The 21,350-nt window shown below is 51.0% G+C and carries 13 protein-coding genes and 1 pseudogene; 10 read left to right on the plus strand and 4 right to left on the minus strand.

What is annotated here, in order from left to right:
• From H583_RS32880 to H583_RS0113630, 8 genes are all read left to right on the plus strand, one after another.
• Nucleotides 1-706 (plus strand): condensation domain-containing protein (locus tag H583_RS32880; RefSeq protein ID WP_036709608.1); only part of this gene is annotated, 706 nt, incomplete at its 5' end.
• 174 nt (nt 707-880) lie between these two features.
• A complete protein-coding gene (locus H583_RS0113590) occupies nt 881-4,819 on the plus strand; it encodes a non-ribosomal peptide synthetase (RefSeq protein WP_028560938.1) in 3,939 nt (1,312 codons plus the stop codon).
• Entirely contained in the window at nt 4,806-7,985 is a 3,180-nt protein-coding gene (locus H583_RS0113595) for a non-ribosomal peptide synthetase (protein WP_028560939.1), read from the plus strand. The genes H583_RS0113590 and H583_RS0113595 overlap by 14 nt, the downstream gene beginning before the upstream one ends.
• 52 nt (nt 7,986-8,037) lie before the next feature.
• Nucleotides 8,038-9,012 (plus strand): aspartate--ammonia ligase, encoded by a 975-nt coding sequence (gene asnA, locus H583_RS0113600; protein ID WP_173477350.1) that lies wholly within the window; start codon nt 8,038-8,040, stop codon nt 9,010-9,012.
• 5 nt (nt 9,013-9,017) lie between these two features.
• A complete protein-coding gene (locus H583_RS0113605; protein ID WP_028560941.1) occupies nt 9,018-9,716 on the plus strand; it encodes a hypothetical protein in 699 nt (232 codons plus the stop codon).
• Between the two features lie 21 nt (nt 9,717-9,737).
• Nucleotides 9,738-10,439, plus strand: coding sequence for a 4'-phosphopantetheinyl transferase family protein (locus H583_RS32885; protein WP_051236439.1), 702 nt, complete (start codon nt 9,738-9,740; stop codon nt 10,437-10,439).
• A 267-nt stretch (nt 10,440-10,706) separates the two neighbouring features.
• Entirely contained in the window at nt 10,707-11,165 is a 459-nt protein-coding gene (locus tag H583_RS0113620; protein ID WP_054710419.1) for a bacterial transcriptional activator domain-containing protein, read from the plus strand.
• 349 nt (nt 11,166-11,514) lie between these two features.
• On the plus strand, nt 11,515-13,614 hold the full coding sequence (locus H583_RS0113630; protein WP_028560944.1) for a DUF5054 domain-containing protein: 2,100 nt from the start codon (nt 11,515-11,517) through the stop codon (nt 13,612-13,614).
• 253 nt (nt 13,615-13,867) lie between these two features.
• Here H583_RS0113630 and H583_RS0113635 read toward each other — a convergent pair whose 3' ends face one another.
• From H583_RS0113635 to H583_RS32890, 3 genes are all read right to left on the minus strand, one after another.
• Nucleotides 13,868-14,746, minus strand: a complete 879-nt coding sequence (locus H583_RS0113635) for a TolB family protein (RefSeq protein WP_051236441.1) — start codon at nt 14,744-14,746, stop codon at nt 13,868-13,870.
• Between the two features lie 174 nt (nt 14,747-14,920).
• The gene (locus H583_RS0113640) at nt 14,921-17,566 is read right to left on the minus strand and encodes a glycoside hydrolase family 3 protein (protein WP_028560946.1); all 2,646 of its coding nucleotides are present in this window, start codon (nt 17,564-17,566) and stop codon (nt 14,921-14,923) included.
• 117 nt (nt 17,567-17,683) lie between these two features.
• Nucleotides 17,684-18,550, minus strand: a complete 867-nt coding sequence (locus tag H583_RS32890) for an AraC family transcriptional regulator (RefSeq protein ID WP_051236443.1) — start codon at nt 18,548-18,550, stop codon at nt 17,684-17,686.
• A 313-nt stretch (nt 18,551-18,863) separates the two neighbouring features.
• Between H583_RS32890 and H583_RS0113650 the strand changes: the two genes are divergently transcribed.
• A complete protein-coding gene (locus H583_RS0113650) occupies nt 18,864-20,087 on the plus strand; it encodes an enolase C-terminal domain-like protein (protein WP_028560947.1) in 1,224 nt (407 codons plus the stop codon).
• A gap of 30 nt (nt 20,088-20,117) precedes the next feature.
• Entirely contained in the window at nt 20,118-20,963 is an 846-nt protein-coding gene (locus H583_RS0113655; protein ID WP_028560948.1) for an NAD-dependent epimerase/dehydratase family protein, read from the plus strand.
• 140 nt (nt 20,964-21,103) lie between these two features.
• Here H583_RS0113655 and H583_RS36130 read toward each other — a convergent pair.
• Nucleotides 21,104-21,350: pseudogene (locus H583_RS36130) on the minus strand (transposase); the annotation flags it as partial.

Below are 21,350 nucleotides of genomic sequence, written 5' to 3' on the forward strand. Positions count from 1 at the left end.
CGCGAACTTGGTCGAGGCGATGAAGAAGCTGGGGGCGGAAAGCGGCGCAACGATGTATATGGTGCTGCTGTCGGGCTTGCAGGTGCTGTTGTCGAAACTGTCGGGGCAGGAGGATGTGGTGGTCGGTACGCCGGTCGCCGGACGCACCCATGTCGATACAGAAGCCATGGCAGGCGTGTTCATCAACATGCTGCCGATGCGGGGACAGGCTGCGGGAGACAAGAGCTTCCGTGCCTTCCTGGGAGAGATGCGCGAGCGTGCGCTGTCCGCATACGAGCACCAGGACTACCCGTTTGAGGAACTGGTATCGAAGCTGGATGCGAGAAGGGATTTGAGCCGCCATCCGCTGTTCGATGTGATGTTCGTTTTGCACCGTCTGGGAGGCATGAACCACCGGCTCCAGGATGCCGCGATCAAGAGTGCCTACGAATTGACGGGAACCGCCGCTAAATTCGATCTGATGTTGGAGGTTAGCGAGCAGGAAGGTTCCTATTCGTATTCACTAGCTTACAGGACATCGCTATTTATGAAGCATACAGCTGAGGAATGGATGAAAGATTATACGCATTTGCTGGAGCTTGCGGTCACCTACCCGTCCGAAACGCTGGACACCCTTTGGAGACGCCTGAACGATAGCAAATATGATATGGGAGGCGTCAAAGAGCAGATCGAACAAGCTTTCAAGCATTCCTTTTCATTTGATTAATTCGCCGATTGCTTTCGGCAAGTGTCGGGACGATTATCTTTGTGCCATACATTAGCCCGGAAGGCTTATGTAGACTTGTACTGAACGAAAGCCGAGAATCCAGCCACTCCCGGACTGTTCCCTTTGCTGCAGCAGTGGGGACAGTCCGGGTAACAGATAACAAGGGGGAATACCATGTTTACGGCGAAGGAGCAAAAGGAAGCGAGCCGCGGCTATTGGATAGACAAGCTGGAGGCCATGAGAGAATTGATGCCTGATGAACCATCATGGTCTGCCAAACGAACAGGAATGGGTAAGCAGCGCCTGCCTTTTCAAATGGGAGCTGAGTTGTCTGAAAGCCTGTTGCAGATGGCGAGGCAGGATCAGCATACGTTATTTGCACTGCTGACAGCGGCCTTTGGCCTGACGATTTCGAAGGTTTCCGGGGCACTGCAGGCTGGTCTGGCCTTGCCTTTGTTGCAGACAACAGAATCAGAAATATCTTCCAGTATTTTTATTTGTCTTGAAATGGAAGCCAGTACATCTGTTGCGTCTTATCTTAATGGGACGTTGTCGGAATTAAAAGCTGCTTACTCGCAAGCGCCGACGATAACAGACGCTTACCGGAAGATGCCAAATGCAGAAGTGGAGAAGGTCCACCAATTCGCAGTTGGCTTTGATGGTTTGCATGAATTGAATGCCTTTATGAATACGGTTGATCATTACAACAATCGGCTGGCTTTTATTTTCTCGCTGGAAGGTGAGAGAATCGGCGGTGAATTAATAGGCGCTCAATTGGATGAAACAGAAGGCCATTCTTGGATACGCAGCCTCCTTCATATTTTGGAGCAGTTGGTCCGTCATAAGGATCGTCTGGTTGCAGATATTGGTCTGCTGACAGCAGAGGAGGAGGCGCGCATTTATGGCATGAATGAAACCGTAAGGCAGCTTCCGCCCTATTCGACAATACAGGAATGGTTCGCGGCATCCGCTCAGCGGTATCCCTCCCGAACAGCGCTTGAATATGATTCACAATCCATGACCTATGAAGAATTAGAAAGGGCAAGCGACAACACTGCCGCAGTTCTTGCGGAAGCGGTTCCGGGACTTGGACCGGGTATTCGCATAGGGGTGTTGATGAACCGTTCGCCTGAGCTGGTAGCGGCGTTACTTGGAATCCTGAAGACAGGAGCCGCATATGTGCCTATTGATCCGGAAACTCCACCGGAGAGGATTAAATTCATCGCTGAAGATAGTGAAATGGCAGCATTGGTTACGGATTCGGTTCAGGTTCCCGCAACACTGCCCTGCCCTGTGATTGCTGCAGATTGTGAGTTGGCGGCGGAGCCATCCGTACCTGGGGGCGATTACAATAGTCCCGCAGAGCAGACAGGCGACAGCTCTCATACGGCATATCTGATTTACACGTCAGGTTCAACAGGCCAGCCCAAGGGTGTTGAGGTATCTCATGGCAATGTCATCAATTATTTAGGCTGGGCAACCGAAATGTATGTGTCCGGAGAATCGCTGGCAATCCCGTTGTATTCGTCCATTGCCTTTGATTTGACGGTAACTTCAATCTTTCTGCCGCTGGTATCAGGAGGCCGGCTGATTGTCTATGGAGGCAGTGATGCGGCAAGTTTGCTTCTGAGAGTTGCCGAAGATAACCGGTCCGATCTGATTAAGCTGACCCCATCGCATCTAAAGCTGTGGACACAGTTCGACCCGGCCCCGGCTGTAAAAAAAATGATTGTCGGCGGCGAGCAGTTGCCCTGGGATTTGGCGGAAGAGGTTCATGCCCAATATGAAGGACAGATTGAAATTTACAATGAGTATGGGCCAACGGAAGCTACGATTGGCTGTATGACCTATACGTTCAATCCGGATCATGATGCAGCAGAGGCTGTGCCCATTGGAATGCCGGGCGGAAATACTTCGATTCATGTTCTGAACTCCCGCCTTGAGCCAGTTGCGGCTGGGATGACAGGTGAAATCTATATCGGCGGCCTCGGGGTGACGAAAGGATACTGGAACAGGCCGGAGCTTACATCTGCCAGCTATATTGAGGATCCGTTCCAACCTGGCGGGCGACTGTACAAAACGGGAGATCTCGCCAGACGTCTGGATAATGGCGTCATCATTTACGAGGGTCGAAAGGATGAGCAGATCAAAATTAACGGCTACCGGATTGAAATGGACGAGGTAGAGAAGTGTTTAAGAAGCTGTCCCGGAGTAACGGATGCCAGGGTGGTGGTGCGCCAGTCCAAGCTGTTTGCGTATTATGTGGCGGACCAGCAGGTCCTGGAGAAGCAATTGCAAGAATTTGCCAAGCGCTGGCTGCCGTCTTATATGCTGCCCTCAGGATATATCGCTCTATCAAGCTTCCCGTTAACGACGAACGGCAAGCTTGATCTGTCCAAGCTTCCGGAGCCGCGTCAGCAGGTACAGGGTGCTGGCGGTATTGCCGGAGATGTGGAGCAGAAGTTAATTGAGGTGTGCAAGGCTGTACTCGGGCTTGAGGAGCTTGGTCTTGATGACGATCTGGTGTATGCGGGGCTGGATTCCATAAGAGCGATTCAAATTTCCGCCCGGCTCCACAAACAGCGCTATACCGTCGACCTACACGCATTGCTGCTGCAACGGACGGTTAGAGAGATGGCTTCAGCGGTCCAGTATAGCAGCGGCGATGGAATGGACAGTGAGATTAGCGGCGAAATTCCACTATCTCCAATACAGCTACGATTCTTTGAGCGCCACGGGCTGCTCAGCCATTACAATCAGTCGGTTATGCTTTACCGCAGGGAGGGCTATGATGCTCAGTCGCTGGAAGCTTCTCTACAAGCATTAATTCGGCATCATGATATCCTGCGCAGTGCGTTTGCACATGGACAGAACGGAATTGTGGCAACGTGCCACAAGCAGGATAAAGGCAGCGAAACAGTGCTGGACATTGAAGTCATTCCGGAGGCCGGTGAGCTTCAGTGCATGGAGCAAAGCGCTAGTTCGCTTCAGCAAAGCTTTGACCTGACGGCTGGTCATCTGTTCAAGGCACGACTTTTTCGCACCGGGAGCGGCGACCATCTCCTGTTGGTTGCCCATCATTTGGTAGTGGATGGCGTATCCTGGCGCATTTTGCTGGAGGACCTGGCGGAGGCCTACACACAAGCGCAAAAAGACCAGCCAATCATGCTTTCAGGTAAGACGGATTCATATGCGAAATGGGTATCGGGACTTCTTCCAGCGGATTCTCCGGTCGCTCTGCCCGAAAACATGGGTTGGGCGAATAACCAGGCTGAGCTTACGGAAGAGTGCCCCCTGGCTTCCGCATCCGAGTCTGGCACGCTGTTATACGGGGAGGCGCAGACAGCATCGTTCACGCTGGACAGGGAATCGACAGAACAATTGCTGTTTCATACAACAGAGGCTTACCAGGCCCGTATGGATGAGTTGCTGCTGACTGCACTCTTGTTCGCATTGAGGGAGCAGTTCGGGCTGCGAAGCATTGATATTGATATGGAAGGGCACGGGAGGGATGGCGGTCTGAAATCACTCAATGTCAGCCGGACGGTAGGCTGGTTTACCTCAGTATTTCCATTGCATATGGAACTGGGGCAGATTATTGACCTTGGCAGCGTCGTTACCCTTGTTAAGAGCCGCTTCCGGCAAGCTGCGGAGAACGGGTGGAAATATGGCGTATGGCGCTATATGACCCATGGTTTGGAGCAGAATAAGAAGCTGCCCCCTAATGCCCCGGTCAGTTTTAATTATTTGGGTCAGCTAGGCGCTGAGTTTCATAATGAGCTGTTTACATTATCAGACAAGCCAACCGGTCAGTTGATTTCACCGGAAGCGAGGCGGGAATATCCGATGGAGGCGATTGCCGTCATTTCTGGCGGACAGCTATCCTTTCAAATTATTTACAGTCCCTCCCATCAAGAACAGTCGGCAATTCAATCATTACTATCGGGCTGCAAGCAATGTTTAATGTCCCTAATCGAAAATGCCAGGGAAAACAAGCTAATCTCGGAGAAAAGCATGCTGCAGGCTGCGACATTGACCGCCGATGAGGCACAGTCCCTGCTCATGCGGCGCAATCATACCAGAGGAAGGAGAAACGCTGATGCAAACATCTGATACTAAGCTTGATAGCACAAATCGGGTACAGGGCATGTACAAGCTGTCGCCTATGCAGGAGGGTATGCTGTACAACTCTTTGTCTGGGAATGGAAGCAAGACCTATTTTATTCAATATGTATATCGGGCGGAAGGGGAACTGGACCCGGTTCTTTTACAGAAAAGCCTAGTACAATTGGCCAAGCGCCATGAAATTCTCAGAACTCAATTTATCTATGAGCGGGTAACAAACCCGCTCCAGGCTGTTATGGAGGAACCGGCCTCCGAGTGCGTTTATGAAGATTTAATTCATCTGACAGATGAGCAGCAGGAGCAGCGCATCAGCGAAGTCAAGTTGGAGGATCGTGAGCATGGCTTTCTTCCTTCCGATGCTGTACTGATGAGAATTCGGATTTTCCGTCAGCAACCGGACCGTTTTACTTTGCTCTGGAGCTTCCATCATATTTTGATGGATGCCTGGTGTGTACCTATTGTGACCCGGGAACTTTTTACTATTTATGAAGCTTTAAAACATGGAGAAACTCCGGACCTTTCCTATCCGCAGCCGTTTAGCCGCTATATTGCATGGCTGGAGCGTTGTTCCAAGCAGCAAAGTATCCAATATTGGGGAAACTTGCTGGAAGGTTATGAGCAGCTTGCCACCATTCCTGCCGCATGGCGTGAAGATGGGGCTGCAGGGCTGGAGAAAGGCTATCTCCAGCAAGAAATCATGTACAAGCTGGATTCTTCACTCACGGCCCAATTGGCTGAAACAGCAAAATTAAACGGAGTTACATTAAATACGCTATTTCAAGCGATGTGGGGAGTGTTGCTGCAACGATACAACAGTACTGACGATGTTGTGTTCGGGGCTGTCGTATCCGGACGTCCGCCGGAAGTGGAAGGCATTGAGGAAATGATCGGCTTATTCATTAACACAATTCCGATTCGAATTCAGACTGAAAAAGATATGAGATTCGATGAGTTGCTGGCTGCTGTGCAGGAAAGAACGAGTACTTCGCTTCAGCACAGCTATTTGCCGCTTTATGAGGTGCTGTCCAAATTTTCCGCGGCGACCGGGAATAGCCATCTATTAAACCATTTGTTTATATTTGAGAATTACCCCGTTGCCCCGGCTTCAGTCAGCGGTAACCAAAAAAGCGGTCTTACCCTGCATATGGACGAGGAGTTTGAGCAGGCGGATTTCGACTTCAACTTTGTGATTGTTCCCGGAGATGAGATGCGACTTGTCTTCAGGTTTAATGCCAATAAATATGATCCGGAAATGATTGGCCGCATAAATGGTCATTATCTGGCTATTGCTCGTCAGGTTGTGGATGAGACGGGGATCCGAATCGGAGATATCGATCTTCTGACTGTGGAAGACCGCGAAATGCTCAAGTCATTTGACAGAAGGGAGCTTTCTTTTTCAAAACCGGAAGGGCTCATGGATGGCTTTGAGACGAATGTGGCATTTGCACCAGAAAAAATAGCTGTATTAAGCGGAGAGGGAGAACTCAGCTACGCAGAGCTGAGCCGCAGGGCTGACCAGATTGCACAGGCGCTTGGGAAGCGGGGCATTGGAGCTAATGATAAGGTCGGTTGCTATATGGGACGTTCTCCGCTGCTGCTTGCTTCATTGCTCGGGATCTGGAAATGCGGCGCTGCCTATGTCCCGCTTGATCCTGCTTACCCGCAGGAGCGTATCGCATTTATGTTCGAGGATAGCGGCATGAAGCTGGTACTAACGGACGCTGAACATGCTGACGGCTTACCGGAAGAAATTGTTCGGCTGGATGCCTCAAAGCCAGAAGCAGGTTCCGGAGATTCCCGGTTCATTCCGGATAATGAACGATGCCTGAATGACCTTGCATATTTAATTTACACGTCCGGCTCCACAGGGCTCCCCAAAGGGGTAATGGTAGACAGCGCTAATGTGCTGCAATTTTTCGCATCGGTCACTGAACGATTGAAGCTGCCGCCAGACAGCCGAATATTGTGCTCGACGAGCGTTTCATTCGATATTTTTCTGCTGGAGTCGCTATTGCCTCTTTGGAAAGGCCATACGGTCATTCTGGCAGATGATACAGATTTGTCTAAGCCAGAAATGCTGAACCACCTCATCATCCGGAATCGGGCGACACTTTTGCAAACTACCCCATCCCTTTTGCAAAGGCTGCTTCTCGCCTCAGAAGCGAAGGAGGCTTTAGCTCAACTTGCATACGTTCTGGTTGGCGGGGAGGCCCTTCCAGCGGAGTTACTGCAATCTGTACAAGCTGTGTCTGAGGCCAGAATATTCAATATGTATGGTCCAACTGAAGCGACTGTCTGGGCCACAGCAGCGGAACTGTCGAAGGAGGAACGGGTCAGAATCGGCTTACCGCTAGACGGGACAGCTGTTGTGGTTGTGGGGCCTTCGGGCAGGCAACAGCCTGTCGGAATTAAAGGAGAAATCTGTATTGGTGGCCCGCTAGTAGCCCAAGGCTACTGGAAGCGTCCTGAACTGACGGCTGAACGGTTCTGCCCGCTCCCTGCCGATACGACTATAAGCTGGTACAAAACAGGCGATATGGGAGTGATTTTACCTGATGGAAGCTTCATGCATGCCGGACGGATGGACAATCAGATTAAGATGTTCGGTCATCGGATAGAACTAGGGGAAATTGAAGCTTGTGTTAGCAGTTATGCAGGTGTCAGACAAGCTTGCGTGTTGCTCCAGCATAGCAAAAGCGGTCAGCCAGTGCTTCGGGCCTTCATTGCTCTGTCCGAGGATCGGCAGCTTGAAGGGCTGAAAGCCTTCGTCTCAGGAAAATTGCCCCGTCAAATGGTTCCGGGCGATTGGGTGCTTCTTGACAACCTGCCTCTGACACCAAACGGCAAGTTGGACCGCCGGGCCTTATCTGATTTAAGTGTTGCATCGCACGAGGGGAAAGAATCGGCAAATCAGCTTGATACGGAGTTGGTCAATCAAATCATGTCATTGTGGAAAGAACTTCTTGGTATTGAAGAGATTGGGTTGGATCAGAATTTTTTTGATCTTGGAGGCAACTCGATTCATTCGGTCAAGGTCGAAATTGCTTTGGAGACAATAGGGTATGATATTGAGCCCTTATTATTGTATAAATATGGGACAATTAACGAGCTCGTTCAGCATCTGAATGAACTGAAGCCAGCAGCCATGATTTAATTCATATCCAAAATATCAATTAGAGGACGGGAATCAGATGGAAACAGTGATCATGAATAAGTATCAAGCAACGCAAGCCGCGGTTCAGTTCGTCTGCCGGACATTTGAAAGCCGGTTGGAAAGTGAATTAAATTTGAGCAAGGTTGTAGCACCTTTGTTCGTGGAGAGCGGTACTGGAGTGAATGATCAGCTTAATGGCGTTGAGCGTCCAGTAGCTTTTGATTTGCGGGGCATGCCCGGCGCGGGGGCTGAAATTGTCCACTCGCTTGCAAAATGGAAGCGTGCTGCTTTGGGGAAATACGGGTTCGAGCCGGGTACAGGGCTGTATGCGGATATGAGAGCCGTTAGGCGGGATGAGGCGGTAGGTCCACTACATTCCTATTTCGTAGATCAATGGGATTGGGAGATGGCGATAACCGCTGAGCAGCGCACGGAGGCATTCCTGCAATCAGTTGTCGAGCGGCTGTATGCAGTAATTAAATCGACCGGCCAAGTTATCCGAGGCGAGTATCCTGAGCTTGCGCACGATTTGCCAGAATGCATTATTTTTGCGACTACACAGGAGCTAGAGGAGCGTTACCCGGATTTGACCCCAACAGAGCGGGAACATGCTATCGCCAAGGAGCATGGAGCCGTATTTATTATGCAGATTGGAGGGGAATTGAAATCCGGGACGCCACATGATCTGCGTTCTCCAGATTACGACGACTGGCAGTTGAACGGGGATATTTTGGTCTGGTCAAAGGTTTTGGGCCGTTCGGTGGAGTTATCCTCGATGGGAATAAGAGTCGACAAAACTGCGCTTATGAAACAACTTGAAATTAAAGGCTGCCTGGAACGCACTGCCCACTCTTTCCACAGGATGATTCTAGAAGATACGATTCCGCTCTCGATCGGAGGCGGTATCGGGAGATCGAGAATATGCCTGTTTTTCCTGAACAAGTCTCATATCGGAGAAGTGCAGCCCTCAGTATGGCCAAGCGAGCATATCGCGGAGTGCGCTTCCCGGAAAATCGAGCTGCTGTAAGCACCATGGATAAAGCAAAATCGCTGCTGGTTGGTGGATACAGACGGGTTGAGGAGATGCGGTTTAAACGAATTGTTGTACTGGGTACAGCTGATTTCTCTGCTGATGTGGAGGGAACACAATGTCTGGTCTTGGGGACATGCAAATTTGACAAATTATTGGCCTTGCGCCGTATAATGGTTCTAGGGACTGTCACAGTGGCGAGAGATTTGCAGGTTCAGAATTTAGTGAATCCGGGGACTTTTATCGTGCATGGACATGCGCAAATCAAATCGCTGGTGAACAAGGGAACTTTCCAAAGCTACCGCAGCTACGCAGGCAGTTCAATCAAGTCGGTGGGAACGGTGGCAATTAGCGGGAATGTAAGGCTGGACCGCTTTTTTTCGAGAGGCTCATTCAGGATTGGGGGAGCCTTGGAAACTGATCGATTCGATGCCAGGCTGCGCGGAAGCTGTTTTGCCCGCGAGATTTATAGTAACAGAGCTAATATCCGGATTGGTTCGGGAGAGCCAGGAAATCGGCTGGAGACCCAGCGCCTGCAAGTGAATTACTTATATGCCGAGCATACAACTGCTAAGCTGATTACAGGTACGGATATTGAGATCGGATCGGGATGCAGCATTGATAGGATCGAATATACGGGCACGCTAAAAATTCATCCTTCATCAATTGTCAGAGATTCAGAGAAGATTATGAGAAGTTAGATTAAGTAAGGAGCAAAGAGAATGAAAGAAAATCCGTCTGTATACGCTGTTCAAGTTCCGAGTGCGATCGAGCCAGAACTGCTGGAGCATAGCTTAAGCCTTGTGTCCGAGGAACGGAGGCGGCGGATCGCCAGATTCCATTTTCAGGCGGATAAATACCGCTCTTTGCTCGGCGAGCTGCTGGTACGCCATGTACTATGCAATGAGTATGCATTTTCAAATGCGGACATCATGTTCCGCACAGGTACACATGGCAAACCGGCTCTTGAAGGCGGCGGGCCGAGCTTTAATTTCAGCCATGCAGGGGATTGGGTATGTGCTGTATTCCATACTGATGAGACCGGCATTGATATTGAGCAGCTGCGTCCGATGGAGCTGGATGTGGCGAAGCGTTTCTTTGCCACGGAGGAGAGCGAGATGCTCTCCCGTCTGGAGGGGGAAGCGTTCCTCCGTGAGTTTTACCGGCTGTGGACGATGAAGGAGGCCTATGTAAAAATGCGGGGAGCGGGGTTGAACATTCCCCTGCACACGTTCACGTTTCAGGAGAAAGGTACTGGACGGTATCATATTTTGGAAAATGGCAGCACCCACCCGGGCAGCATCCACACCCTTCCATGGGAGGGCGACTATGCCTGTGCAGTCTGCTTCGCTGGCGATGCTGTTCCGGATAACCCTGTCTTCTATCAGGCAGAATTCTTATTGGAGCGAAAATCAATTTGTTGATTATCTGAAAAATAAGGGAAAAAGGAGCCGCGGCTCCTTTTTCTGTTGAAACAGACAATCAGCCTTCAAGAATAATTAACCCTTTCCCATTAATTTTCGGATAAATCACTTACATGGAGGGGACCGCATCATTGGGCCGCATATCGAAAAACAAATTATTGCTGGGTTTGCTTGAGCTGACCTTGCTGCCGGCTATTGCCATCTGGCTGTCAGCACTCAAAAGCAGGCTGCCCCTGAAATCAGGGCGGGCGTGCCGGATTTGCACGGATGGAACCCAAGTGGCCAGGCCGTATTGGATCTGGACGGGGAGTGGGAATTTATCCGCACAAGCTGCTAACTCCGCAGCATGTGCCAGAAGAGTTGGAGGCCCGAATTTTGGACCAATCCGCTATCGGACTGCGGATATCGCTTGCCGAGAGTTTTATGAAAGACGGGGAGCATCAGAAAGCGGCTGAAATTGCCGAGCAGATTATTCATGAATCTCCCTATGATGAGGAAGCCTACCGTTTAATGATGAAATGCTATCTTCTGAGAGGAAAAAATGATCAGGTGCGCCTTACATACAACCGGTTGGCAGGCAAGCTGGAAGAGCAGCTGGTGAAGCCGTCAGAGCTTACCCGACGACTTTATGACAGCACCGCTGCCGGAAAGCCCGCCGTTCCCGCTCCCTGGGGAATGACGGGCTTTTTCTTCTTTTTGGCAGGAGAGGCAGGAAAGAGAGGGTAAGCTAAGCGTTTTCCCTGCTCCACATAATAGAATGCAAGCTAGGCGTTGCTGTCCAGCGACAAAGTTGCTATAATCAGGCTAACTTCCACTAAACGCATGAGCGGTTTTTTTCTTTAGGTGGTCAAGCGCTTTCCCAAAGAGGAAAAAGCAATGTTGCTTTAGAAGTGATTTCCATTATATTCCTCCGGGAGATATGGCTGCTGACGGTGCATACTATCGTAAGTTCCATGATTTTGCAGTGTCAGCAGATTACGAGAGTGCCGCCCGCTCTGCCGCTGAAGGGCAGCTTGCTGGAAGCGTTAAGAAGCGTCAACGAAGAAACTCAGTTTCTAAGAAAGCAGGGATTAGATTGAGCGAAATTAATAAGGTGCACGTTATCTTTAAAACGCACTTGGATATCGGCTTTACGGATCTGGCCCATCGGGTAGTCGACCGGTACATGAATGAATTTATTCCAAAGGCGATTGAATTGTCCGAGCAGTTGGATGCCCGCGGTGGAGAAGAGGGTTTCATCTGGACAACCGGTTCCTGGCTGATGGATCAGGCATTGATCCAGCCGGATGCAGAAGCTGCAAAACGTGCCGAGAAAGCAATGCAGGAAGGCCGTCTGGCCTGGCATGGTCTGCCTTTTACTCTGCATACCGAGCTGCTGGATGAATCGCTGTTCCATTATGGGATGTCGATTGCGGCAAGACTGGACAAGAAGTTTGACAAAAAGACTGTTTCGGCGAAAATGACGGATGTTCCGGGCCATTCCATTAGCATGGTACCGCTGCTTGCCGAGTCGGGCATCAAATATATGCATTTGGGTGTCAACCCAACCTCCAAAAACCCGGCAGTGCCGCTTATGTTCCTTTGGAAAGTGGACGGACAGGAAATTATCGTCCACTATGCCGGCAACTACGGGGAGACATTCCTGCTGGAAGGCTTCGATGAAGCGCTTGTGTTTGCACATACGGGAGACAACTGCGGACCGCCGTCTGTTGATGAAATTGTCGAGCAGTTCGACGGCATCCGTGCCCGTTTCCCTGGAGCGAAGGTGGTAGCTTCCACCCTGGATAACTATGCACAGAGCCTGTGGGAGCATCGTCATGTGCTTCCGGTTGTAACCGAGGAGATCGGAGACACCTGGATTCACGGGGTAGGTTCTGACCCGCTTAAAACCGCCCAGTTCCGTGAATTGTCCCGTCTGCGGAAACAATGGATTGAACAAGGCTCACTGAAGACAGATTCCGAAGCGCATGAGAAATTCAGCAATGCGTTGCTGCTTGTAGCCGAGCATACATGGGGGCTGGATGTGAAGAAGTTCCTTCCGGACTTCAAGCACTGGTCCGGACCAATGTTCAATGAAGCCAGAGAACGCGATATCATCCCGGATGAGGCAGTGACGGACAAATACAGCTACATCGGCGCCTTCGCGATGAACGAGGATGACCGTTTGTCTGCCGGACTGTTTGCTTCTGAAGAGAGAATCAATTCCTACAGCCAGATGGAGAGCTCATGGACCGAGCAGCGCGGATATTTGGCAACTGCACTGGCTGCACTGCCGCAAGGGCTGCGCGAGGAAGCGGAAGCAAGACTGAAGCCGCTGGAGGTACCACAAGGCGAAGCTACAGCTTTGCGTCCGGAGCAGCGCTTCCAGTGGGGCGGTTATGAGGTTTCATTCGGAACTGACGGATCGATCATTCATCTGAAGGACGGCAAGGGTAAAGTATGGGCAGATGCCGATCACCGTATTGCTTCTTATGTCCATGAATTGTTCGGTGTTGAGAATTATGATGCCTGGTTCAGGGACTATATGGAGAACTTGATTAAAACCCATCCATGGGCGGATGCGGATTTTGGCAAACCTGGCTTTGAATATGCGGTTCCTAAGCCTAGACACCGCAAATATCAGCCGATTCTGGACAGTCTGAAACTGATCGGAGACAGCAATGCCGGAACAATCATTGCCGAGCTGAGAATGCCGGAAGAAGCTGTGGAACTGTATGGAGTACCATCCAAGCTGGTTCTCGTATACCGTCAGCCTGAGGATGGCTCCGAGCTTCAAATCCAATTGCATACATTTGGCAAGCAGGATTGCAGATTGCCGGAAGCAAGCTGGCTGTCTATCAATGTGAAGGTAGACAACCCAAATCTGTGGCTGCTTGATAAAATTGGCGGCTGGATTTCTCCGCTGCGTGTGGTGAAGGACGGCAACCGCAACCTACATGCTACAGACACAGGTGCTCTGTACGAAGGGACGGACGGCACAGCGAGAATTGAATCGCTGGATTCTCCACTTGTATCTCCGGGAGAGCCTCGCCTCGTACGGTTCGATAATACGTTTGCCAATCTGGATGGCGGCCTTCACTTCAACCTGCACAACAACACCTGGGGCACCAATTTCCGGATGTGGTTCGGTGAGGATATGACGTACCGCTACACGGTACATCTGCACTCCAATTAATAATGGCAGCTTAGCGTATGAAGCTCCATTTAATAAGGTTCCGGTTTGGACAGCTGCAGATAGACGCGATGAACAACACTGGAGCTTAGATAGCCAAGGGCGGCAGAAACAACGAATGTTTCTGCCGCCCTTTTTTGCATATAAGACACTATGAATACAGTCACAAGGAGAGCTATCTGGTTATGCTTGCAGCGATATCGTTGCTGCTGCCCAGGATTTTGATGTTATCATTCTCATCAGAACTCGCTTCATTCTATTCGCTCAGCCTATAGCTTACGAAGGCGATCTGTCTGCTGTCCGGCGACCAGGAGTTCACATTGATCGTCCCTTGTCCTCCGAACAGTTCGGCCAGAACACGGGATTGTCCGCCTTGACTGGTCATGATACGAAGCTGGACATGCTTGTTGGCCGGATGATCGCCCGGAGCAACATCTCCCTTCCGGTAAGAGAGATAGACGACATATTCTCCGTCTGGAGACACATGCGGGAACCAGTTGTTGCTTTCATCAAATGTCATCTGCACAGGGGAACTGCCGTCTTTATCCATGCGCCATACTTGCATAAGGCCGGAGCGGAGAGAATTGAACCAGATATGATTGCCGTCAGGCGAATATTCCGGCCCGTCATCAAGGCCAGGCGTGTCCGTTAGTTGCACCTCAACGCCGCCTCCAGCCGGGACTGTGTAAATATCATATTGGCCGTTCCGCTCGGCACAATAAGCAAGCATACCGCCGTCAGGCGACCAGCCATGAAGGTAGCTGGGCCCCATGGGAGTAATCAGAACCGGTTCTCCGCCTGTCAGCGAAAAAATATAAATCCGTGATTTGCCGTCTTCCTTCGTATGGTGGCTGACGGCCAACTGCGAATGGTCAGGGGACAGTACATGATCATTATTGCAATGGTTGACGTATCCGGAGTCAATCACCTGGCTTGTGGAGGCGGTTATATCATAGGCATAAATCAATCCGTCACTGTTATAAATAAGCTTGTTATCACGGGTCCAGTTGGGTGCTTCAATCAGCCTGCCAAATTCGGCCAGCACCGTGCGTTCGCCTGTCTGAATATCCAACGTCTCCAAAATGCTGGTAATGCCGGAAGTTGCGGGTATACTGCTGCTTTGCAATGGATGCATGGTAATGGGCTCCTTTGTTACCCGTGTCCGGGGATTGAAGTTTAAATCGCTTACATGATAAGCTTCGATAAAAGGCTTCCGAATCCTTCATGGATCTGCAATTATCTCTTCCCTGGAAAACAATAAGCCCCTTTCCCTGCATTCGACAGGCTGGAGGCTTATTGTTTCTGCTAATCAGACGACTATAAAATCGGCTTGAACTGCGATGCGGTCGGAGCTTCCCCCGACGAGGGCCTGGAAGGTTCCCGGCTCGACCGTCCACTTCAAGTCCTTGCCCAGCGTGCTCAAATCTTTGGAGGTCACAGTGAAGCTGACCGTCTTTTTCTCTCCTGCCCTCAGATGTATCCGCTCAAAATGTTTGAGTTCCTTTTCCGGCCGGGCTATCGAGCTGAACACATCGGCAATATACAACTGGACGACTTCGTCTCCGTCATACTGTCCGGTGTTCGCAACATCAACGGTAATGAGCAACTCATCATCCGGCCGGATCAGTCCGTCTGTATGAATGAGCAGGTTGTCATAATGGAATGTCGTATAGCTAAGCCCGTGGCCAAAGGCATAGAGCGGACGGTTGTCGCCCCCGACATAATGTTTGGTTCCGCCACGGCGGCGGTTATAGTAGACCGGAATTTGGCCGATGGTGCGCGGGAAGGAAATCGGTAGTCTTCCGGCCGGATTATAATCGCCGAACAGCATCTCGGCGATCGCCTGGCCGCCCAGTTCGCCCGGATACCAGGCTTCTACAATCGCCGCAATATGCCGGGATTCCCACTCCAGCGTGACAGGTCTTCCATTCTGAAGCACAAGGACAACCGGGGTGCCGGTAGCAGCAATTGCCTTCAATAGCTGGATCTGGTTGCCCGGCAAATCCAGACTGTCACGATCCACCCCTTCACCACAGGTTTTCTCATTGTCACCGAGCGCCACAATGGCGATATCAGCCTGGCTGGCTATCGCGACCGCTTCCTGAATGCCTTCTGCCGTATGGCTCCAGCCGAGCATAATTTCGACGCCGTTCGTATCCTTGCAATATTCGACGCGCAGATCATATGCTTTGCCTGCTTCAAGAGAGACCGGCACACTTTTTCTGGCGCTCTTGCCCTGGCCCCAGCCGTCGACGACCAGCTCGCCGTTCAGCCATAGGCGCATACTGTCCTGGCTGACGGTCCCGATATAGCCTTCCAGGGACTGCCTGGGAACCAGCTTGCCCGTCCAGCGTACAGAAAACCCGAAAGTATGAATGCTCTGGTCCGGCTTGGTGATGACCCAGTTGAAATCAATGGAAGAATCATGCTTGGTCAGCACCGGATCTCCTTCAAGGTCCGGGTTATTGAAATACTCGGCAAGAAGCCCGGGAATCCCGCTGCCGTCTGAAAGGCATTCCAGCGGAATCGGCTCCAGCTCATCGGCTAATATCCCTGTTCCTTTCGCATATAATACTTTGGTTTTCGGGGAGACTGTTTTTTCAATGCCCTGTCTTAACGTTGTCGGAACAAAGTTTTGAATGTGAGGGGTGTAGTCTCCCAGTCTGGCATGATCAGCGCTTGGGCCGATAACGGCAATTACCGGGGTTGATTTGCATAATGGGAGCAACTGCTCTTTGTTTTGCAGCAGACAGATGCCCTCGCGTGCCACTTGCAATGCTGTCTGACGATGCTTCTCACTGCGTATAACCTCGACAGACAGATTAGGATCGATATACGGATTTTCAAACAGGCCGAGCATAAATTTAACCTTCAGCACACGGCTGGCAGCAATGTTGACTGTATCTATATTCAACTCGCCGCTCGCTACCATTTCCAGAATTGCTTCCTGGTACACATCATGCGGGTAGTCATAGTATTGCATGTCGGTCCCGGCCACCAGCGCCTGGCGGATGGCTTCCTTCTCCGAACTGGCCGTAAAGTGGGCATGTTCCAGTCTGGCAATTGCACCAAGATCGGAGCGGACAAAGCCCGGCATATTCCACTCGTCCCGCAGCACCTCTGTGAGCAGGCTGTAATCGGCTGCACAGGGAACGCCATCAATGGAGTTGTAGGAGCACATCGCGTTGACCGCGCCTGCTTCGACGAACGCTGCCTCGAAGACCGGGAGATGGTAGGAACGCATATCGTTCATGCCAATAGAGGCAGGGGAGTGGTTCAGCCCGGATTCTGGAATCCCGTGAACGGCAAAATGCTTGGGCTCGGCAATAATGCTGCTGGTTGAGGCTAGATCATCCCCCTGCAAGCCGCGAATCATCGCCACCGCCATGCGGCTGGCGAGGTGGGTATCCTCTCCGTACGTTTCTTCTACACGCCCCCAGCGCGGCTCCCGGGCCAAATCGAGGACCGGTCCGAATGTCTCGTGAATGCCGAGGCTTCTGGTTTCCGCAGCAATTCCCCGGCCAACTTCACCGACCAGCTCCGGATTCCAGGTGGAGGCCATCGTAATGGCATGCGGATATATGGTGCATCCCGGTCGCAGCAAGCCATGCAGCGCCTCTTCACTGAACAGGATCGGAATGCCAAGTCTTGTCTGCTCCACCGCGTAACGCTGAATGGCATTATTCACTTCAGCTGTTCCGTACAAGTCATGAATACATCCAATACCGTCCGTGCCAATCGTTTCGCTGATTTTATCCCATCTGATCTCGGCATCATCAGCCATTACCGTATGCATATGAGGGTGAGCAGCGCTCATGAACGATGCGCCAAAGTATTGATCCAGCTGGCGGACTTTCTCTTTAATCGTCATGCGCTGGAGCAAGTCCTGTACTCTGTCCTCTATGGAAGCGTCAGGATCTCTATACAGCAGCGTTTCTTTTCCGGCTTGGAGCATAGCTTGTTTCCTCCTTGTATATACGTGCTTGGGCAACTTGACTCAGGTCAACTTGCGGTTAGCTTAACTATAAAAAAATAGTGCCGATCTTTCTTGTCACAGATTGATCGGCACCTGTCATTTTTTGCTTCGGTAGACTGTAGGTGTACAGTTATTCAGTTTCTTGAAGACACGATTAAAGGTTTCGATGCTGTTGAATCCGACCTGATAAGCAATATCCGTGATGGAAGCCTCACGATCCTGCAGCAGCAGCTTGGCTTTATCAATTCTGAATGCGTTTACATAATGAACGAAGTTCATGCCTGCAGTTTCCTTGAAAAACCGTGAAAAGTGATGAAGACTGAAGCCGCAAACCTTAGCAGCCTGTTCCAGAGTAATATCGGTATGATAGTTTTGCTCAATATATTTGCATACGGTGTCCAGCCGTTCCAGCTGCTGGAGCCGGATTGTGCGTTCCTCAGGCAGATACGCTTCCATCGGCATGTACCGGATTAGAACTGCTGACAAATCATGAATGCGGGCTTTGCTCGCCAGCTTGTATCCCGGCAATTTTTGCTCTGTCTCCTCATAGATGCCAAGTAACTGCTGCTCCAGTGCAGCCTGCAGGAGTTGCTGGCCGCCTGCCGGAAGACTGCATTCAGGGGAGATATGCGGCATCGTAAATTTCCGGTTCACCATTTGATCAGCGTAGTCTCCAAAAACCGATTTGTCGAGCTGCAGAATAATTTTGGTACAGCCCAGCGGGTTGGGATAGTATCGGTGAATATCGCAGGAACCAATGAATAAGATGTCGCCGCGGTTTAGCGGATAACGGACGGCATTCAGCCCGATCTGCATGCTGCCTTCGATAATATAGACGATTTCAATCTCCTTATGCCAATGTGCAGAGAATCCGTTCTCCACGGAGCTGATAATAATGTTGTAGGACTCATGCTCGGATTTCGCTATTTTCTCATGCCACGGGTTCTCTGTATCGTCAACCATTATCTTTCCTCCTTCATGTCGGGCCCAAAGTCCGCTTATTATGCTTATTCGCAAGCCTTTATTCCGCATCGATTTTCATACCCTGATTTTACCACTAAATATACGCCGGTAACAGGCAAGGACAGCCAGGATGATCAATAAATAATAGGTATTAGAAAGCAACAGAGTTCATTCATTTGTAATCGGTTTCATCTAACCCGGTGTCAGGGGCCTCAACAGGATAATAATACGGCATAAAGTTTATAGCTGTCTCATTAATAGTCCGCCGGATTTGAATTACACTGATAGAAAGGCGGCAAAGGGGGACAGATGAATGGCGAAAATAACAGGTGTGGAATGTATTCGCACAAGGAAAAATGGAGTTTGGACGATAGTCAAAGTGACAACCGACCAGGATGGGCTGTACGGGATCGGGTCGGCATCGGATGTATATAATCCGGAGGCTGTCGTTCATATAATCGAGCAGTTGCTTGCACCGGTCATCATCGGCAGGGAAGCGGCCCACATTGAAGACTTGTGGCAAACGATGCATCTGAGCGGATACTGGCGGAACGGTGCGCTGCTGCAGACAGCGATTGGCGGCATAGATATGGCGCTGTGGGATATTAAAGGGAAGGAAGCCGGACTTCCGGTCTATCAGCTCCTGGGCGGTGCATGCCGCGCGGCAGTGCCTTGCTATGGGCATGCCGGCGGCTCGACGATCAGTGAGCTCAAGGAAGAGGTACACCGCTATGTGGAGGAGGGCTACACGGTTATCCGTGCCCAACTCGGCGGTTATGGAGGAGGAGGCTTCATCGGGAAGGAGCAGGCCAACTTGCCGGTTAATGCCTGGGCGAGCGGGCATGTTTTCGATGAACATGCTTATGTCAACAGCATTCCGCAAATGTTCGAACAGCTGCGGCTGGAATTCGGCTCCGGCGTGCAATTTACACATGACGTTCATGAACATCTTTCACCTATACATGCGATTGCCCTGGCCAAGCGGCTGGAGCCCTACAGCCTGTTCTTCCTGGAGGATGCCCTGCCTCCTGAACAGACGGCCTGGTACCGGCAGATGCGCCAGCAGACATCGACACCGCAGGCGGTAGGCGAACTGTTCACCCATCCGCAGGAATGGACCGAACTGGTCAAGGAGAGGCTGATAGATTTTATCCGGGTCCGTGTGTCCAAGGCGGGAGGAATTAGCGCCTGCCGGAAAATAGCAGCACTGTGTGAAGCCTTCGGTGTTCGTACGGCTTGGCAGGAGGGCGGCGAGAATGACCCGGTCAATCAGGCTGCCGCTGTTCATCTCGATATGGCAATATGGAACTTCGGGATTCAGGAAATTAATCATTTCAAGACGGAGGAGCTGGAGGCTTTTCCTGGGCATATTACCAGAATCGGAGGTTACTTGTACCCGTCAGACAAGCCGGGGCTTGGCATTGACCTGGATGAAATCAAGGCGAGAGAGCTTGTCGGTGAAGGGTGGAACAGCAAGACGTATTTTAATCCATATACACTGGACCGTAAAGCGGATGGCACACTCGTTCGTCCGTAACGGCATATCCGAGAAGGAGGGGCAGAAGCGATGAAAAAAATTGCCGTCACCGGTGGCAGCGGAAAACTGGGTTCGCAGCTCGTGCATGAGCTTCAGCAGCAGGGCTATGAAGTTGCTTCCTTGGATAACCGCATGTCCGATAAATTGCACTGCAGGCAAATTCAAGTCGACCTGAACGATTTCGGCCAAGTCGTCAGCGCACTTCATGGTGCGGACGCGATTGTTCACCTCGCAGCCATACCGGCGCCGCTGTATCATCCGTATCCCTATATATTTGCCAACAATACGCTGGCTGCCTACAACATTTTGGAGGCGGCAGCTGTGCTCGGCATCCGCAAGGCGGTCCTGGGATCAAGCGAATCCTCTTACGGTTTTGCCTGGGCGCCAAAGCCATTTTCCCCGGACTATTTGCCGCTCGATGAAGAGCATCCGCAAAAGCCGCAGGAATGCTACGGGCTATCCAAGGTTGTAGGCGAGGCCACGGCCGAGATGTTCTGGCGCAGAACCGGCATGCAGGTCATTTCCCTGCGGTTTTCGATGATTACCCGGCCGGAGGAATACCCGTCATTTGCCAGCCGTGATCCGAAGTCCTTCAAAACGATTCTGTGGAGCTATATCGATATCCGTGACGCGGTTCGCGCATGTATTGCCTCACTCGAAGCCGAGAATTGCGGTGCTGTCAGCCTGAATATTACAGCCGACGATACATTGAGCCATTGGGATACGGATCAACTGCTCCAGGAATTCTATCCGGATGTCACGGAGCTCAGGTCTGCGTTTGCAGGCCGGACAGCGGTGGTAAGCAATGCCAAAGCCAAATCTGTACTGGGATGGAAGCCGCAATATTCCTGGGCGGATCAGCTTCAATCGAAATAGTATAATCGCGCACAAAAAACCAGCTAATACTTTGTCAATAGGCGGTTTTATTAGACAGCTGTTTTTGTTATACTGAATTCAACGCATGACAAACAAACCTCCACCTCATGGAAGTTTGTGGAAGAAAAGGCTTTAGAAGCGAAAGGTTGCCGTTTTCTAAGCATAGCGTAGACGTGATGTAATACCTTGTTGGCGCAAGCAATCACGGCTACCTTATGGGGCTTACCTTCGCTTCTTTTCTTGTCGTAATACGCTCTTAGGAGGGGATTCAAGCCCTTCCTTAACCCGCATATGACCACCAGATAAGCAGCTCTGCGCAAGCGTTTTGAGCCCCGTTTCGTGATTCTATTTTCACTTGCCGTAAACTTCCCGGAACTAAAAACGCTT

The sequence above is a fragment of the Paenibacillus pinihumi DSM 23905 = JCM 16419 genome (genome assembly GCF_000422505.1).
Taxonomy (GTDB): domain Bacteria; phylum Bacillota; class Bacilli; order Paenibacillales; family Paenibacillaceae; genus Paenibacillus_D; species Paenibacillus_D pinihumi.

Excerpts from the sequence above, each read along its gene's own strand:
- H583_RS0113590 (WP_028560938.1), top strand. The coding sequence starts at position 881 with ATGTTTACGGCGAAGGAGCAAAAGGAAGCGAGCCGCGGCTATTGGATA.
- H583_RS0113595 (WP_028560939.1), top strand. The coding sequence starts at position 4,806 with ATGCAAACATCTGATACTAAGCTTGATAGCACAAATCGGGTACAGGGC.
- asnA (WP_173477350.1), top strand. The coding sequence starts at position 8,038 with ATGAATAAGTATCAAGCAACGCAAGCCGCGGTTCAGTTCGTCTGCCGG.
- H583_RS0113605 (WP_028560941.1), top strand. The coding sequence starts at position 9,018 with ATGGATAAAGCAAAATCGCTGCTGGTTGGTGGATACAGACGGGTTGAG.
- H583_RS32885 (WP_051236439.1), top strand. The coding sequence starts at position 9,738 with ATGAAAGAAAATCCGTCTGTATACGCTGTTCAAGTTCCGAGTGCGATC.
- H583_RS0113620 (WP_054710419.1), top strand. The coding sequence starts at position 10,707 with ATGGAACCCAAGTGGCCAGGCCGTATTGGATCTGGACGGGGAGTGGGA.
- H583_RS0113635 (WP_051236441.1), bottom strand. The coding sequence starts at position 14,746 with ATGCATCCATTGCAAAGCAGCAGTATACCCGCAACTTCCGGCATTACC.
- H583_RS0113640 (WP_028560946.1), bottom strand. The coding sequence starts at position 17,566 with ATGCTCCAAGCCGGAAAAGAAACGCTGCTGTATAGAGATCCTGACGCT.
- H583_RS32890 (WP_051236443.1), bottom strand. The coding sequence starts at position 18,550 with ATGGTTGACGATACAGAGAACCCGTGGCATGAGAAAATAGCGAAATCC.
- H583_RS0113650 (WP_028560947.1), top strand. The coding sequence starts at position 18,864 with ATGGCGAAAATAACAGGTGTGGAATGTATTCGCACAAGGAAAAATGGA.
- H583_RS0113655 (WP_028560948.1), top strand. The coding sequence starts at position 20,118 with ATGAAAAAAATTGCCGTCACCGGTGGCAGCGGAAAACTGGGTTCGCAG.